This window comes from Galbibacter kalidii (assembly GCF_026241135.1).
Lineage (GTDB): Bacteria > Bacteroidota > Bacteroidia > Flavobacteriales > Flavobacteriaceae > Galbibacter.
Genome location: NZ_JAPFGA010000013.1, coordinates 84397 through 100927, shown reverse-complemented (window position 1 = coordinate 100927; position 16531 = coordinate 84397). Strand labels below are relative to the sequence as shown.

13 protein-coding genes are annotated in these 16531 nt (G+C 52.9%); all 13 read right to left on the bottom strand.

All coding sequences use genetic code 11. The features are described from left to right. Positions 1 to 324: 324 nt before the first annotated feature. The 13 genes from OOZ15_RS13665 to OOZ15_RS13605 are packed head-to-tail and all read right to left on the bottom strand — an operon-like array spanning position 325 to position 16528. Positions 325 to 1605 (bottom strand): hypothetical protein, encoded by a 1281-nt coding sequence (locus tag OOZ15_RS13665; protein ID WP_265956986.1) that lies wholly within the window; start codon positions 1603 to 1605, stop codon positions 325 to 327. Positions 1606 to 1662: 57 nt separating this feature from the next. Continuing rightward, complete coding sequence (traN, locus tag OOZ15_RS13660; RefSeq protein ID WP_265956985.1) at positions 1663 to 2538, bottom strand: conjugative transposon protein TraN; 876 nt, start codon at positions 2536 to 2538, stop codon at positions 1663 to 1665. Positions 2539 to 2557: 19 nt separating this feature from the next. Further along, positions 2558 to 3829: a conjugative transposon protein TraM gene (traM, locus tag OOZ15_RS13655; protein WP_265956984.1), complete on the bottom strand. Its 1272-nt coding sequence runs from the start codon at positions 3827 to 3829 to the stop codon at positions 2558 to 2560. Next, the gene (locus OOZ15_RS13650; protein ID WP_265956983.1) at positions 3822 to 4145 is read right to left on the bottom strand and encodes a hypothetical protein; all 324 of its coding nucleotides are present in this window, start codon (positions 4143 to 4145) and stop codon (positions 3822 to 3824) included. The genes traM and OOZ15_RS13650 overlap by 8 nt, the downstream gene beginning before the upstream one ends. Positions 4146 to 4149: 4 nt before the next feature. Continuing rightward, a complete protein-coding gene (gene traK / locus OOZ15_RS13645; RefSeq protein ID WP_265956982.1) occupies positions 4150 to 4767 on the bottom strand; it encodes a conjugative transposon protein TraK in 618 nt (205 codons plus the stop codon). A gap of 30 nt (positions 4768 to 4797) precedes the next feature. After that, entirely contained in the window at positions 4798 to 5751 is a 954-nt protein-coding gene (traJ, locus tag OOZ15_RS13640) for a conjugative transposon protein TraJ (protein ID WP_265956981.1), read from the bottom strand. 3 nt (positions 5752 to 5754) lie between these two features. Continuing rightward, on the bottom strand, positions 5755 to 6387 hold the full coding sequence (locus OOZ15_RS13635) for a TerB family tellurite resistance protein (RefSeq protein ID WP_265956980.1): 633 nt from the start codon (positions 6385 to 6387) through the stop codon (positions 5755 to 5757). Between the two features lie 16 nt (positions 6388 to 6403). Further along, positions 6404 to 7033: a hypothetical protein gene (locus OOZ15_RS13630; protein WP_265956979.1), complete on the bottom strand. Its 630-nt coding sequence runs from the start codon at positions 7031 to 7033 to the stop codon at positions 6404 to 6406. A gap of 4 nt (positions 7034 to 7037) precedes the next feature. Next, positions 7038 to 7709 carry a conjugal transfer protein TraI gene (locus tag OOZ15_RS13625; RefSeq protein WP_265956978.1) on the bottom strand — a complete coding sequence of 224 codons (672 nt, stop codon included), beginning with the start codon at positions 7707 to 7709 and terminating at the stop codon, positions 7038 to 7040. Between the two features lie 11 nt (positions 7710 to 7720). Further along, a complete protein-coding gene (locus OOZ15_RS13620) occupies positions 7721 to 10207 on the bottom strand; it encodes a TraG family conjugative transposon ATPase (protein WP_265956977.1) in 2487 nt (828 codons plus the stop codon). After that, positions 10204 to 10515: a DUF4133 domain-containing protein gene (locus OOZ15_RS13615; RefSeq protein ID WP_265956976.1), complete on the bottom strand. Its 312-nt coding sequence runs from the start codon at positions 10513 to 10515 to the stop codon at positions 10204 to 10206. The genes OOZ15_RS13620 and OOZ15_RS13615 overlap by 4 nt, the downstream gene beginning before the upstream one ends. A 15-nt stretch (positions 10516 to 10530) precedes the next feature. Next, the gene (locus OOZ15_RS13610; RefSeq protein ID WP_265956975.1) at positions 10531 to 16083 is read right to left on the bottom strand and encodes a helicase-related protein; all 5553 of its coding nucleotides are present in this window, start codon (positions 16081 to 16083) and stop codon (positions 10531 to 10533) included. Then, positions 16073 to 16528 carry a DUF1896 family protein gene (locus OOZ15_RS13605; protein WP_265956974.1) on the bottom strand — a complete coding sequence of 152 codons (456 nt, stop codon included), beginning with the start codon at positions 16526 to 16528 and terminating at the stop codon, positions 16073 to 16075. The genes OOZ15_RS13610 and OOZ15_RS13605 overlap by 11 nt, the downstream gene beginning before the upstream one ends. Positions 16529 to 16531: the final 3 nt, after the last annotated feature.

Genomic DNA, 16531 nt, shown 5'->3' with positions numbered 1-16531 from the left:
GAATCGAAGAAAAACAGTCCATTCAAAGCGCCTTCCAATGAGAATTACCAGGGAATGAACGCTTCGAAGTTGGGGTTATTCCACCGACTGTGCAAGGATACAATTCTAAAAAACAGGGTTTTACCCAAAAAACAGGAGATACCCCTGAAGAGGGCACAGGAAAATCCCCCTGCCCATTAGGGGAAATACCCTTGGATATTAATTTTACTAATAAAAAAGAAGGTATGCTTATATTCGATTTCCCTGGTTTTAAACCGGGGAGCAAAAAAAAGAGCCCCGGTGATTACGGAGGCCCTCTCTTTAAGTATATCCATTTGCTTTGTATCATATCTTCGCTCCTTTCTTCTTAGAAGATGTCTTCCGGGTTGCCGGGGCCCGTTTGGCCGCTTTTCGGGCCTGCTTTTTTTTTCCTGCCTGGGATTGTGATTCGGTCTTCTTTGTGCCTTCCGGCCCCTGCTTTTGCTTTTCTCCCAGATATTGTTCCCTGCTTATGGCTTTACCGTTCTCATCAAGGACGTTGACCGTTTTATAACGGGGATTGGCCTCCAGGAACACTTTCTGCTGCTCTCCGCCCATTTCCATAGTGGCCTGGTAACGGTTGCCCTTTTTAAGGGCTTTCTCCACCCATTCCACCTGGCGGTTGTCTCCCAGTTCTTTGACCTGTAGGCCCTTAAGCACAGAGGTCAGGTCATAACCATAGTTTTGGTGGTACTGGTTGACCTTATGGTTGTTGTGCTTGTCTTTTTCCGCCGAAAAGTCAAGCTGCAACCAGGCCCGGTATTGTTTCCCCTCCCAGTTGTAGAGCTTTTTGTGGACCGCCCTTCCTTGCAGGAGGTTGTAGGCTTCCCTGGCGGATACCGACTGGTTCGCATAAAAGGTCTGGCCCTTTTCATTGCCATTGCCGGGTCTTAGTACCGCATCGTACTTGTTGAAAAAATACCGGTCCGAGGTGGCTGATTTTTTAAAGTACAGGGAAAAGTTCATGTCGTTTCCCTCTACTTTGGCTGTGTGCTGTAAGCGAAATTCTTCCGCTGCGCTTTTCATGTTTTTCTCCAGCTCATCGTTCAGGGCTGTGTCAAAGCCTGTGTACTTGAGTTTTTTCTGAAGAAACTCCAAATTCTCCTTTTCCATGATCGTCTTGTTTTTCGTTAATGAATTAATCTCTGAAGGTGGGGACAACTTTTGTCCCTGTGGTTCTTCTACTTTTTGCTTTTTCATTGTCTTATGCCGGTACAAATTGTTAGCTTCCCTCACTTGTAGCGGCCCTTTTTGCCCGGGCTGCCCTGCCCGGTGGGTCACAACCCGGTCTTGCAGGTTGTGACGGCTCCAAAGCCGGGCCCTTCGCCATAGCCTGGCCAGTATCCTTGGGAAGCGTTTGGGATAAAGCTTTCTTTCGATCTCCCCCAAATGCAGGCGCAGCATGTCGTTTACCGCAGCCTCCCCTGTGTCCCGGGGTGTTGCCCTGAACCGGTAGCGGATCTCATCGAGGTGACGGAGCTTCAGTCCCAGGAAGGCTTTTCCCTTAAAATCTTCCGAAGGGAAGAGTCCCTCAAATTTCTGCTCTTGGCGGTTCCAGGCTTTAAGCTCTTCTTCCAGGCTACCCATTTTCGTATTTTACTGTTTCTCATCCGAATAAAATTCCCGGGATACCCTTGCCGGTTCCTATTTCCCCGCCCTGAAAACAGGCCGGGCTTTTAAAAGGTGCTTCCCCTTGATATCCAGGGTAAGGTGCCGGTCCCCGCTTTCTTCCATAAGCTGGACGACCAGCTTTTTGCTGTCGGCGATGGTGAACTTTTTAAACGCTACCACCACGGTGTTCTCACCCTTACCGGGCAGGCCGTTCCCCCGGGTATTGTACCGATGCAAAGGCTCCAGTTCGGTTTCCCTCATGGCAGTTCTTTTGACCTGCCTGCGGTCCCGGACGTAAAAACGCCACTGGTCGATGTTGTAATCGATCTGCGAGGAATTTTCAAGGTCAAAGCGGAAAAACATCACTTCGCTTTTGATGTAAATGCCACGAAGCCGGAGCGTCACCCGGCCCTCCCTTGCTTTCTTTTGAAGGAAAGATCCTTTTTTGGAAACCACCCCGCAGTACCGGTGAACCTCACCTGTGGTAAGGCTCACGTTTTTGAACTTCAGGATGGTATCTTCCGCTTCCACCTGCTTTCCCATGTCGATGACCTGGAAGGCCGGGTCCTCGGAATAGTTCACTGAGAAATGGTACAGTCTCCCGTCTGCGGTGATCACACTCAGGTTGGTTTCGGGAAAGCCTTTGACCCCGGCTTTCAGGCGGAGGATGTTGCTGATCTCCCTGTCCTTTTGTGCCAGGATACAGCGGCTCCCCCGGTCAGCGCTTTTCACCCCGGCGGGGAAGATCAAAACGGTGGTCTTGTCCCAGGCCACTTCGAGGTTGTAAGGCCGGATGGCCGCCTGGCTAAGCAGGTGTTTTTCGATCTGCCCTGCGGGCCCGGAAAATTCTTGTGCCCCGGCAAAATGAAACGCCATGCCCAGGCTGATGCAAAAAATGAATTTTTTCATGATCTTTTGTTTTAAAGGTTTAGTATTGGTTGTGCCGGTCTTTATCGACTAAAAGGACCGGGTGACCGGCTTTGACTATTACCCTGACCAGCTTGACTTTCTTGCTGAACAGTCCCTTGGCCGCCTCGATGCCTGCACCGGCCACCTGTGTCCCAAGGGAAGCATCGAATGGCATAAGCTGCATACTGCCGACGGCATTGTCAGCACCTTCCCTGGCAGATTCACGGGTAATGGCCCCGGGAATATGAATGCCCGGCAGGGCATCCATGTCGTAGACCGCCAGGTTGACCGGGAATATGGCTTCCCCGTCACGGATGGCCTTAACCTGTACATCCAGGCGCTCTCCCCGGATGTTGCAGGTGCCAAAGACAAAGGCCCCTTCGGGGATCTGTACCCCGTCAATAAAGATGTCACGGGTCAGCCGCATTTTCACCGTGGACCCGGAAACGAGCTCCTGCTCCTGGTGGATCACGGCCGGTACGGCAAGGCGGGTTTGCCGGGCAGGCACCCTTTCTTCTTCCAGCCCGTAAAAACCGTTGGTCTGTGGTGGGCCCCATTGCACCTGTGCGTTGCTATTTATACTGTCAATAACAGGGCCCTGTTGCTCCATAAGCTCCACGGGGTCCTGCCGCGGCTGTAAGTGGACCGGGTAGACCTTCCCCCGGTTCTGCTCGGATCGTCTTTGCAGCTTTTCCCTTGCCCTTTCGGGGTACTGGATATCGAGTATTTTTTCCAGCATGTTCCCGATCTGGGCCAGTTCCGGGTCTTCCCCGCCGGGGCCTCCCACCTCTCTCATCAAAGCTTCCAGCTTATCGATGTCACTGGTAAGGCCCGGATCAACTCCTGAAAGCATGGAGGCTTCCTCAAGTACAGGTTCTTCCGGGGCCTGCTGCAATGCTTGCTCAAGTTCATCGAGCTTTTGCCGGACTTTGACCTCCTGCTCCTTTACCGGGTCGGTCACGGGCAGTGCACTCACCCCGGAAGGTTCAGGGTCTTCTTCCCCGAAAACGATCTCCGGCTCGGGGAGCGCGTCCACATAAGGGTCCATTTTGCGCTCTTCCCCCCTGCGGATGGAATCCTTTTTTGCCATTTCGTAAAGGCTCATCTTGGTCATGGGTTCTTTCTCCAGTCGGGGAGAGGGAAGGTCACTGATCAGCTTCGAGGCTTCCGGTGTTGTTTCCTCCGGTAAAGGGCCGCCTCCCAGGGCCCAGAAAGTCGTTGCCAAAAAGGGCAGGGTCAAAAGGGGGAGCACCATAAGGAACTTCCTTCTTTTTTCTGTTTGTTTAGTCATGGTCTTTAAATTTTAAAATTGAATCCCCGGCAGGAACCTCCTGCCGGTCTGTTGAAAGATCACTCCCGGGCATCCGGAGCCCGCCGGGCCGGGCAAGGGTCACCGGCGGGGGCTTGTCCGCTATTGCAGAGACAAGCAGGTAGGTATTGCAGCATCCAAGCAGCAGGCAGAATAGCACAAGGGCAAGCTTTTTTTGTCCCACACAGAGACGGCCTTCCCAGGCTTGCAAGCGGTTTGCTACTGCTTTTCCCACCCCTTCCGGTTGCCCGGTTTTGCTCCCCGTCGTATGACCTGTATTTTTTTCGCTCCTTTTCATCTTTTTACCTCCTTTTAATGTGAATGTCCTTGTTCTCCAGGGTCTTCCAGTTCTCTATTAAAAACCCGTGGGGGTTGTTGTCCGAGCGGTTTACGTTGCGTAAAGTACCTTCCGTTACCAGCCTGCGGGTGACTATCGTGGTGGTGCGGGTGATCTTTTGGGTGCCGTAGTAGCGGAAATAATACGGGTACTGCTCCAGGCTGACCCGGATACTGTCCGCGGTGATCCCCTGGCTGATATTCCCGGAGATCACCCCGTTGTAGTACCCGTTTTCCTTCAGGTTGTTGTACTGGTCCCGGGCAGAGGCATCGGCCATGTAGAGCGCTTTCCCCAGGTTCCCTTCGATGACCTTATCGTCCGGGTCGAGGGTGAAAAAATAGTGGTGGAACATTTTTACATGGTCCCGTGCTTCTACCGGGATGTTGTCTTTTCGCTGTGCGGAAAAGGCTTCAATGGCTTTCCCACCGGCCAGTACATAGATCGTTTCCCGGGCAATTTGGGCCGCGCGGAAACTTTGATAAATGGCAAAACACGAGATCAGCCCGCATACGATCACCCAGACCAGGCTGAAAGTCTTGATGTGTTTATATGCCGTGTCGATATTTTTAAGTTGCTCAAACATTTCTTTTAAAACTGGGATAAAAAGCGGTTTTTACATTACTATTTTGGCAGCCGATGCGGCTGTTTTGACCATCAGTTTCCCGGCTTTTTGAAGCAGGGATGAGTTTTGCCCGGACTGGATGATATAATTGGCGATCGTGGGTACCTTGAAATACCCGACAATGGCAATGATCATAAAGATGATGTATACCGAGGAGCCAAAGAACCCGGGGTCCCTGAGGTACATATTCTCCTGTATGCGGGCGGTGATCGCCCCGAAGATATTGGCAATGGGCAGCCACATGAACACGTTGATATACCTCGATATCCAGCCGGTCAGGGTATGCTGGAACCCGTCAAAGACCGATAATCCCAAAACGATGGGCCCCAGGATGACCAGCACGATGAGCTGGAAGGTCCGAAGCGTATCGATACACAGGGCAGCGGCCAGGTAGATCATCTCCAGTACCCAGCGAAGCACCTGTTTTACCCCGGACTTAAAGCTCAAAAACCAAAAGCTGCCGCTTAAAGGTTGTTCCTGGGCCGTATCCCCGTACTCACCGAACTTTTCGGCGTCCCCCATCCAGGGGTAGATCGATTTGCGGACGATCTCCCTTTTTCCCTGTTCAATATGCCAGGTCACCGCCTGGTTGGGGTTTTTCACCATGTCTTGCGTGCCCTTTACCACCGGGCTCAATACCCCGTTCAAAAGGGCAATGAGGTAAGGGTAGAGCAGAATGGCCATACCAATGGCAAAGGGCCTTAGAAGGGGGTACATATCGATGGGCTCCGCATTGGCAATGTGCCGCCATACCCTGAGGGCAATATACCAGAGCGCCGCAAACCCGGCCAGGGCCCTGGCCGCACCGATCAGCCGGTTGCTAAGTGGGATCATATCATCAAAGAGCTCCTGCAAAACCCCGTGCAGGCTCTCCACCCCGGTGCCCTGTGCCATCCCTGCGAGGGGTAACAGGGTAACAACGATCATTAAATATCTCTTTTTCATTTTTTACGGGGTTTTATAAAGTTGGCTTGCCTCTTCCAGGTATCCCTGTCCTCTTTCCCGTTCAAGGGCCACTGTAGCCGTGCGGCCGTTAAACCCCTGTAAGAAAGTGAGCATCTGTAGGGTCTCCCCATGGATGCGGTCAATGGCTTCCAGCCTCTGGGCGTCGTTCATGCGAAGGGGCCCGGCCGTTACGACCGATACCAGTTCGTCCAGGTTCCTAAGGCCCAGGTCAAAGAGGTCCGCATACACCTTTTGGAGGTATTGCAGTTCCGCGGCACTGAAATGCCCCGAGGCCGTAAACCGCCGGTAAGCACTTTGGTAGCGGGAAAGAATCTCCCTTTGGAGCCTTATGGTCCCTGCTGCCTTCCGGTAGTTCTTCACATCAGGGTTTACCGCCAAAAGGCCATCCAAGAAGACATCGTGCAGGTTGAAATCCCCTTCGGCGATGTCCTTTACCCTCGTATACCCGTCGGCCAGGATACGGTACCCGTCGTACATATTTTGTAGGATCTTGCGAAGCTGATCGAGCTTTTTAATGTTCAGCATCAGCTGTTCGAGTTCCTGTGCCTGGGCCCGTGCCGGTTGATGGCAGAGACAGGTAAGGGCTATAATGGTACTAAGCACAAATCGTTTCATAATAAATCTGTTGGTTTTAATGTAAAATTTCTATGGCCCGGCCATCGGTTTTCTCCCGGAGGCGGTTTTCGGCCAGTTGTTCCCCTCTGCTGTTGTAATCGCGCAGGTAGCGGTACCTTTTAAGCATGGAATCATAGATCACATCGATCCTTCCCAGCCTTTCCGCATCGCTCATTTCCAGTTTCCCGGGGGTGAGCAACCCCAATAGCCGGTCCAGGTCCCGGGTGGATCCTGACAGCACCCGGCCATGGACCTCCCGGATGGCCTGTAATTCACTTAAGGAGAATTGCCCGCTTTGCTCCAGGGCCCGGTAAGCATGCTGCCGCTCACTGACCAAATAGGCCTGTAGCCGGGCAATGTCCTTTATACGGGCATAGTCCCGCACCACCGGGTTGACCGACTTCAGCTCATCGAAGAAACCTTCGTGCAGGCGAAATTCCCCGTTCCTTATATCCCCGATCATCGTAAGCCCGCGGTCCACGACCCGGTAGCCCTTTTGGGCATAACCCAGGTAGATCTTGAAAGCGACGATCTGCTGCAACAGGTATTTCCGTTGGGTGTCCTTTTGGTTGAACCATTCATCCCAGTTCTGGGCCCCGGCGTGTGTCACGCTAAAAAGCAGCAAGGTGATCAGCAGTCTTTTCATGGTTTTACTTATAAAGGTTTTCCATTGTGCTGTTATCCCCCAGTGCGCTTCCCCTTTGGCTGCTGATCCCAAAATTCCGGCGGTTAAAAAGCCGCAGGTCATCCAGGTTGCTTTGCACCCTTTCGTCCACCTGGTGGATGATCTTCATCCGCTCGCCGTCGCTCATCTGGGTATGGAAGGAATGGACGATCCCGATCAAATGGTCCAGGTTATCGGCGCTTTCCTTTAGTACGCCTGAATAGATCTTTTCCATTTGCCGGAGTTCTTCCGTGGAAAAATGGGGGTCTTCTTTAAGCAGGTTCCATGCCCTTTGGTATTCTTCCATAAGGTGGAGCTGTTTTCCCGTAATATCCCGGACACGCCGGTAGGTGGAAATAATGTTCTTTACCTTCCAGAGCTCCTGGTAATAGTCCGCGTAAAGGGTGCGTTGTTTTTCCGACCACTCGGAAATTTCCTCCAGTTTGAGTTTGGACAGGGCGTTCTCGATCGTCTTCTGGACATTTTGAAGCCAGATGGTTTCCGTTTGCAGCCGCTGTATCTTAAGGTCAATGGCTTTGATGGCACGGATGACGGCCTGCCGGATGATGGCCCCGATCGGGGTGGCCTGGGTGGGCTGGGGCATCAGCATAGCCCCCAGCAGCAATACGGCGATCATGGTCTTTTTTACGCTTTTCATCTTCTCTTTTTTTAAGGTTCATTTTTCATTTCCCCGGCCAGCACCCGGATGGCCTTCTGCATATCCCCCCCAAACCGGGAGGTGTATTCCTCTACCCGGGCCTTTTCGCTTTGCTCCGTGGTGTATGCCAGGTATTCCGCCGTAGAGACTTCCGTGCGGTATACTTTGGAAAGCTGCCCGCCAAGGGAAATGAACACCTCTTTGTATTTCCTCTTTGGGTCATTGGCCTTGTTGACCGAGAGCACCAGCGCTTTTTCCTTTTCACTCAGGCCCAGTAGCTCCTGTACCTGGTCAAACTTGTTCCGGTACTTGCCCTGGTCCAGCAGTATCTTGCAATCCGAGTTGTTGATGATCGCCTGTTTGACAATGGGGGAGGAGATGATATCCTCCACCTCCTGGGTGACCACTACGGCTTCGCCGAAAAACTTCCTTACGGTTTTAAAGAGGTACTTGATGTACTCTGCCATGCCTTCCTTGGCAATGGCTTTCCAGGCTTCTTCGATAAGGATCATCTTGCGGATGCCCTGGAGCTTCCTCATCTTGGAGATAAAAATTTCCATGATAATGATCGTCACCACCGGGAACAGGATGGGATGGTCCTTGATGTTGTCCAGCTCGAATACAATAAAGCGCTGGTGCAACAGATCGAGGTTTTCCCTGGCATTGAGCAGGTAATCGAACTCCCCGCCTTTATAATAGGGACGCAGCACATAAAGGAAATTCTCCATGTCAAAATCCCGGTCTTTGACCCGGTCCCTCTTTAAGGCCTGGGAAAATTCACCTTTCAAAAACTCGTAAAAGCTGTTAAAGCAGGGGAAGGTCCCCGGGGTTTCGGCCAGGTGATCATAATACCCGGTGAGGGCATTGGAGAGGGCAACGTACTCCGAACGCTTAAAGGGTTCGTCATCCTTTTTCCAGAGGGCCAAAAGCAGGGTTTTCAGGCTTTCCTTCTTTTCGGTATCCGGGCGTTTGCCCCCTTCGGTGAAAAAGGGATTGAACCGGATGGGGTCGTCCTCCTGGTAGGTGAAATAATACCCCTTTACCAGGTCACACAGCCCGCGGTAGGAATGGCCTACATCCACCAGGACAATATGGGTGCCCTGCTCGTAATATGTCCGGACCATGTGATTGGTAAAGAAGGATTTGCCTGACCCGCTCGGCCCCAGGATGAACTTATTACGGTTCGTGATGATCCCCTTCTTAATGGGCTCATCGGAGATGTCCACGTGTACCGGGGCGCCATAGAGCCGTTCCCCCAGGCGGATGCCCACCGGGCTGATGGAGGAGCGGTAAGCCGTCTCCATGTTGAAAAAACAGGTCGCCTGCCCGGCAAAGGTGTCAAAGGTGTCATTGACCGGGATATCAGCCGCATTACCGGGTATCCCCGCCCAGAAAAGCTGGGGGGCGCCCCGGGTCTCCAACCGGGGGACCGCATCTATCCGGGAGAGGGCCGAGGAAACCAGGTTCCTCAGGTCTTTCAGCTGCTCCCTCTTACCGGTCCACATGATCACACCAAAGTGCGCCTTTATAGGCATGCGCTGCTTGCCGATAGCCTCGTTGAGAAAATCCGAGGTGGCATCCCTGGAAATGGTATTCTCCCGGCTGTAGGCCGATAGCGATTGCAGCCTCAGCCTTTTGCTCTCCATTTTTTTCAAGGTCTGCCCGGCATCCCCGATCACGATATACTGGTTATAGATATGGTTGCAGGGCAACAGGTGCCCCAGGGGAGCTGCAAAGGCCACGGGAAAACGGGTACGGTCGGTGGCATAGCCCTCGTAATTGGTGGAAGGGGCTACTTTCCCAGGCAGGTCTTCCACATCGGCCAGGGTGTACATCTGGCAATAATTTTCCCCGACTTTCCATTCCGGTTTGAACTCGATGTCCCCAAGTTCCGGGCGGGCCCCTTTGGGCAACAGGTGGCAGTAGCGTTCCAAAATACCCGCCTTTTGTTTTGTTCCTGTCCAGTCCCCGGGTTTAAGCCGCCGGAGTTGTATAAGGCCACTGTCAGAGAGGATCTGCTCAAACATCCCTATGGCCGCCCCCAGTTCCTGGACAAACAGGGGGTCAAGCGCATTTTTAGGGACGATCCCCCCACTCAGCAGGTTGGAAAAAGCCGAGGTGGAAAGCCGGTGATCCGGGTGTTTCCGGGTAATATAGAGGTAGCATTCATGCTCCAGGTAAGGACGTTCGTTAAAGAACATCTCGCTCTCCCGCGAGAGAAAGGAGGGGGGGTCCCCACTGAAATCCCCACGATAGCCGGCCTCTGTAAACCAATCCTGCTTATGCACCAGGGAATGTTTTGGTAAGACTTTCACCGCCTTTACCCAGGCGTAATGCAGGGCCTCATACTCCTTTTCGGAAAGGGTAAAGAGCTCCGGGAGGGCTACTTTGAACCCGGCGGTAATGTCGCCTTGCCGGGAGAGCAAAAGATCATCCTCGATCTTCCATACCGGGAAGACCGTTTCCATATCGTAAGTATGTGCGTTTGTTTTTATCATTTTTTTGTTTTGCGAACAGCCTTCCGGGTTTTGACGGTTACCGCGCCGGGAACCTTACGGAAAGCAATTTCTTTGAGCAGCCCGTACTGCCCGTACTTACGGCTAAACCGGAACACTTTGGTAAAAAGGATAAATCCCGCCCCGCCTACCATTGGAAGGCACAGGTACAGGCTTACCCCGGTAATGTACAGTACGGCAAAGCCGATCAAAAGGGCCACCAGCCCGATGGCCAGGTAGCCGATGTACTGGGCCTTGAGCCCCTTGAACTCTATGGACTTGTTAATGCCTTTGTTGATCTCGTATTCCATGGCTTTTCGCTTATTTTAAATCCTCTTTCCTTTACCTGGGTTTGGCCGGCTTCGGGAAGCGTAGACTGTGATGCGTTCCCGCAGCGTACTTTGGTCAGGTATCGCATCCTTTCTTATTGCGATGGAGTGGCCGTTGAGTTTCTTCCCGTTCCCCGGCTTTTCTCCTTCATTCGGATTAAGTTCATGGGCAGGTTGTTCTTCGCTGATCCGGTCTTTCTGTATCCGGATGGCAATCTCCCGCTCCAGCCCGGACAACTCCTGTTTTACCTCTTGCAGCTCTTTCGCCTTTTCAAAAGGTTTTTCGACAAGCGCTGCTACCTGCGGGATTTCTTTTTCTACTTCTTTTTGCTGTTTTTGATACTGTTCCGTAACCCGGGTCACCCTGTCGATGGCATTTAAAAAATGCCGGGCGGAAATTTTTGGATTATCCACATTGGGATGCCCTTTGTTATAGGTGTATTTAAGCCCGGTCCCGGGGCTTTCCGCATAGAAGCGATTGGTATGGCGGTATTCGATATGGTCCCCTTTGACCAGGGCCTCCTTTTGCCTTCGGATATACAGGTCAAAGCCATACAGGGAACCGATTTTTTGGGTGGTATCTTCCCCCTTGCCGGGTTCCCACTTTAAGTACCGGTCAATGATGTATTTGCCAACTTCTTCCGGGTCATTGCCCTTGCATCCATCCAGTACTATAGGGTTAGCCTTCGCGCCGTTCTTTGTGTACTTAAGCTGACCGCGGTACAGCTTTTCATCTTTGGCCAACCGGTCCAGGGCCCGGGATATCTTCCCCTTGTCTTCTTCGAGTTGCTCCAGCCGGAACCTTAAGCGGCCGACCTCTTTTAAGTGGGCCGAGCGAAGGCTTTCCAAAACAGCCACTTTCTTTTCCAGCTTCGACTTTTCAAGCAGGGAAGTGTCCCCGGACAGGATGGCGATGTACTCGGAGAAATTCATCCCGGTCTGCTCATCCATCGCCCCTTCATCAATACGCCGGACGTGCAGCGTACTGCTTTTCATCTGGCTGATAAAGGTCTGTTTGTTTTTTAGCAGGTTGAACTTGTAGTTGTCCAGGGATTTTTCGACGGCATAAATGAAATTGTGGACTTCGTTGTCATAATGTATTTTGGCAATGAGGTTGCCCTGCCTTGCCCCGCGGCCGTTTCGCTGTTCCAGCTCGGCGGGCTTCCAGGGAATATCCAGGTGGTGCATGGCAATTACACGCTCCTGGACGTTCAGTCCGGTACCGGCTTTGGAGGTGCTACCGATCAGGATGCGGATCTCCCCGCGGTTCATTTTTTTAAACAGTTCGGGGCGTTTCTTATCTGACCAGTCGTGTATGAAACTGATCTCATGGGCCGGGATGTCAAAATCCTGGACCAGCTTGTCTTTTAAAGCATCGTACAGGTTGAACTCCCCGCTTTTCGGGGTTCCGATGTCACTGAAAACGATCTGTGTCCCCCGGTGTTCGTGGGTTTCATGGTAGATATCCGCTACTTTTCGGGCACAGACATTTATCTTATTATCCGGGTGGTCGCCGTAGTCCGGATCGATGAGCCGCATGTCCGCCGCCATCTTTTTGGCATAGCCCGTGGCGATCAGCATCCGGGCCTTGTCCTCGCTTTTGCTTAAAGGTGCCCTGCCGATCAGGCGGGCATCCCCGGTTTTGGCAAACTGCATGAGTTTCCCAATAAACACTTCCTGATCCGGTGTAGGGGGAATGTTGACCAGTTCCTCCAAAAGTTCAGGTTTGTCCAGCCCGATACCCCTTGCTGTTTTATAGTCGGTGATCTCGTTGTAGAACATGGCCAGCTCCGGTACCTTGATAAAGTGGCGGAAGCGTTCTTTGGAGATGATCTCGCCTGTAACGGAAAACTCAAAATCGGTGGTCTTGCGGGCAAAGACCGCCGCCCAGGCATCAAAGTTCCCGATCTGCTGACGGGCCATTTCCCGGGGGCGCAGGTACTTGAACAGCAGGTACATTTCCGTTAAGCTGTTGGAGATGGGCGTACCGGACAAAAAAGTGACGTTCAGGTCGCTCTGGAAACGCTCCTGTAAGGAGCGCACGGCAAAGAGCATGTTCAAAGCTTTCTGGCTCCCCTGTGTATTGCCCAGTCCGGCCACCCGGTTGTGGCGGGTGGTAAAGGTCAGGTTCTTGAACATGTGGGATTCATCGACAAAGAGGTGGTCGATCCCCATCGAATCAAAGTCAATATCCTCGTCCTTGCGCTGCCGGATGCGGGACTTTACATCCTGAAGTCTCCCTTCCAGGTTGGCCTTTCGGATCTCCAGTCCTTTGCGCATCCGCCTGGAGATATCCCCACCCAGGTCCTTAATGGTCTCCAGGTCTTTTTCGAGGTTTTCGAGTTCCTGCGAAAAGATCGCCCGTTGTATTTCAGGGGACTGGGGGATCTTGCCGAACTGATCGTGGGTCATGATCACGCAATCCCAATCGTTGCTTTGTATCTCATAAAAGAGACGCAGGCGGTTGGCCGGGGTGAAATCCCCGGTGCCGGGGGCCAGGATACGGGCATCCGGGTAGGCTTTTTGGTAGGTCTGGGCAATATCGCTGACATTGGATTTCAAGGCCAGGATCGCCGGTTTTTTAATGAGCCCCAGGCGTTTCATCTCCCGGGAGGCCACGATCATTGTCAGGGTTTTTCCCAGGCCGACCTCGTGATCGGTCAGGGCGCCCCGGTTCTGGATGATCCGCCAGGCCGCATTTTTCTGGCTGTCATACAGGTCTTCGATCCCCAGGGCCTGTCTGCTGAGCCCTGGAAATTCCATGTGGCTGCCATCATATTCCCGGAGCACATAACAGTTATAGGTCTCATTGTAGCGTGTTTCCAACGCCTTCTTTTCTTCCCCGGGCAGGTCATGTAACCATCCGGCAAATGCACTGCGGATGGATTCGATCTTCTGGTGGGCCAGTTGAATCGCTTCATTGTCCGGCACGCGCGTCTTTTTGCCGTCGGCTCCTTCAACCTCGCGGGTAAAGAAAGGCGTGGTATTTTCCAGGGCGTGTTCCAAGATCGTATGCCCATAAGTGGTTCGTCCACTGATGGGGGTAACGGCATACTCCCGCCATACTTTGGCGTTGCGTGAGGCACAGATGACCTTAAAGGTATCCAGTGACGGGAAGTAGCGTACATTGGTATCGACCTCAAAAAGCTCCGACGCAAACCGGTTGTAGTATTTTTGCGGTATCCAACGCTCTCCTAAATTGAAATCCAATAGCTCAAAAGGGATCGGTTCGGGCTGTACTTTTTGGATGGCGGCAAGACTGCGTTGCAACTGCTGGTCACCGGGAGTTTCCCGGACCTTTTGTTGCGCTGCCCGGAGTTTTTCCAGCACGTTCCCGGAAAGGTATTTGTCGGCGGTTTCCCAAAGCCCGTTCCCCGGGTTTAAATAGACCCGGTCGCCCAATACCGGGATGACCTCTTCCCGTGTCATGTCCATCACCGCCGCTATAAAATCCAGGCGCACCTCACCGTGACCGTTCAGGCACCGGGTAAGGGCCTTATCGGGATCGTCCGTGGAAAAAAGCTTTTCTGCTTCTTGTATACGTGAAAGGAACACATCGGACCTGACAAAATTATCCCCGTCCCTGCGCTCCAGGGAAGCCGCGATCATCAGTCCATAGGTCTCATCGTGACCGATCCGGTGAAGGTTGGCGACCTGGTTGAGTTGGCCGTACCGGCCCAAAAAGTCTTCGTAGCGTTTTTCAAGGTGCTTAGGGTCGATAGCCTCACCGGCCTGCATTTCCAGGTAAACGTCGCGCAAATCCACATACGCCTTATAAAAATCCAGGTCTTTGTCATACTTCGCATTGGCGATAAGCCGGGCCTTCCCTTGCGTATGATCCACCTCCGATACATGGCCAACCTGTCCCTGGTGAATGGTCAGTGTCCCATTCTGGTAAAAAGGCCGGGGCAGTTCGATGGTTACCGGGGCGGCCAGGGGAAGGATCAGGGTGTCCTTCAGTTCCGGGTTCCCCTGGTAGAGATAGGTATGCCCGTACCGGGTCAAATCCCGGGAGAGCTGTCCCAATTTATAGGAGAGCAACGCACTGGTCATCCAGTTCGCCGAAAAGACCAGTTCTTTTACGTTCGAGTAGAGTTTGTAGCGGTAGAATTTCCCGCCTGGTTGACGGGCGGCGATCAGAACGAGTATCTCATGGCCGGGGTGTTCGCGGGTTTTGACCATCCCGATGACCCGCGCACTTTGCTTTTGCACCACCGTTTGGTCCATCCCGCTTATGTAATCCATGGCGCGGCTGCGGTCCTCGGCGGCTTCGGTGTCAAACAGCCCCAACTGGACAGGTTCTTCCACGGGGGCCCTTTCCGGCATGGGAAGCAGGGTGAATACAGGTTTCTCTGCATCGGGTACGTGTTGCGCCCTGGGGCGAAGGGAATTTTCGAATGCTTCCTTATTGAACCGGGTGGCCAGTCCTTTCTCCAAAATGGTGGACAATCGCTTATCGATCCCGTCGATCTCCCCGCTCATCCATACGGTTTGATGTGCCGCTCCGTACTGGTTCTTTCCAGGGCGTACCTCATCGGTGGTGATCAGTTCGGGGTGTTCGGGGATATAGGCGTTGACGGGGTATTTCCCGAACTCGTTTGCTTCTTCTTTTGTCTGAAGAAGCAATGCTTCATCCCGGGAAAGCCCGTGTTTCGTGGAATTTTTCTGCACCACCACAAGGTGGTTGGGGGCCTGGGTGCCCCCGGTCTCTTGCATCAGGTTATCCGGCAGGACGGCCACGGCCAGCAGATCGGCCCGGCGAAAAAGGTATTCCCTGGCTTTTTCATTGGACGGGCTGTTTAAAAAAGCATCCGTAGTTATGTAGGCCAGAATGCCCCCTTCGGAAAGTTTTTCCAGCCCTTTGGAAAAAAAGTAATTGTGGATCTTTCCTGAAAGGGCCTTGTCGGGGAACGCCGGATCGTACACCGAAAAGTTCCCGAAAGGAATGTTGCTGACCACCAGGTCAAAGGTTCCGTTGTCCGTTCCCTGGGTTTCTTCCAATCCCATCGTATGTACGGTATGTGCCACCGGTAGCGTGGATGCCAAAGCACTGAGTACCGCCCCGGTCAACCGGTCCTTTTCTACGGCCGTTACACTTTTTAGCCCCGGAAACGCCCGCACGGCTTCGGTAATGAACACCCCGGCCCCGGCACTGGGCTCGTACAAATGCTTTGGTGGTACGCCTTGTTTTTGGAGTATTTCGTAAAGTACACGGGGTACGATACCCGGAGTATAGAAGGAGGTGAGGACACTGTTTTTAAGGGAGCTCACCACCTCGGCGTATTCCCGGTCCGGATAGTGCTGTTGTAAAAGTCCGTGCAGGGCCATGATTTCCCCATGCAGGCGGAGGTCTTCCTTGCTCACCTTTTGGGCGGTCCACTCTTCTTTGCTCCCTACCGGGTTAAGGATTGCCTTGATCCCCCCGAAACCGGCATAGGTTTTTAGTGTTTCCGCATCTTTTTCACTGACCGGCTTTCCTTTTTGAAAATCCAGGGCGATACGGATGGCCCGGATATTCCCTTTGAGTTTATGTGAGGGATTATAGGCCATCCTGCCCCTCCTTTCTATCGCCCAGGTACGCATGTACCGTTCCGGTTATGGCATAGTAGAGTTCCCGGCTCTCTTTGTTGGCCTCGTTGAAATCCAGGGTCTCAAAGACCTGTGCGCAAGCCCGGATCATACCCGTGATCTCAAGGGTAAGGATACCGGCTTCCCTCATCTGCAAAAAATCCCCTTCGAACTCCTCTTCCAAAAGGCTGCGCAAATACAGGTACCGGGAAGGTCGCAGGTCAGCCGTAAGGGAATCCATGCAGCGCTCCTCTATGATATACCCCGGCAGGCCTTTTTCTTCCAGTGCCTTCAGCATGGGCACGATACCGGATACCTTTTCCTCCAGGTAGGAGGTTACCCCGCTTTCTTCCTGGAGGGCCACGAGCACATCCGGGCTGTTCAAAGCCAGGTAGCGGTGCAGTTTTTCGATCAATCGTTGTTTCATGCA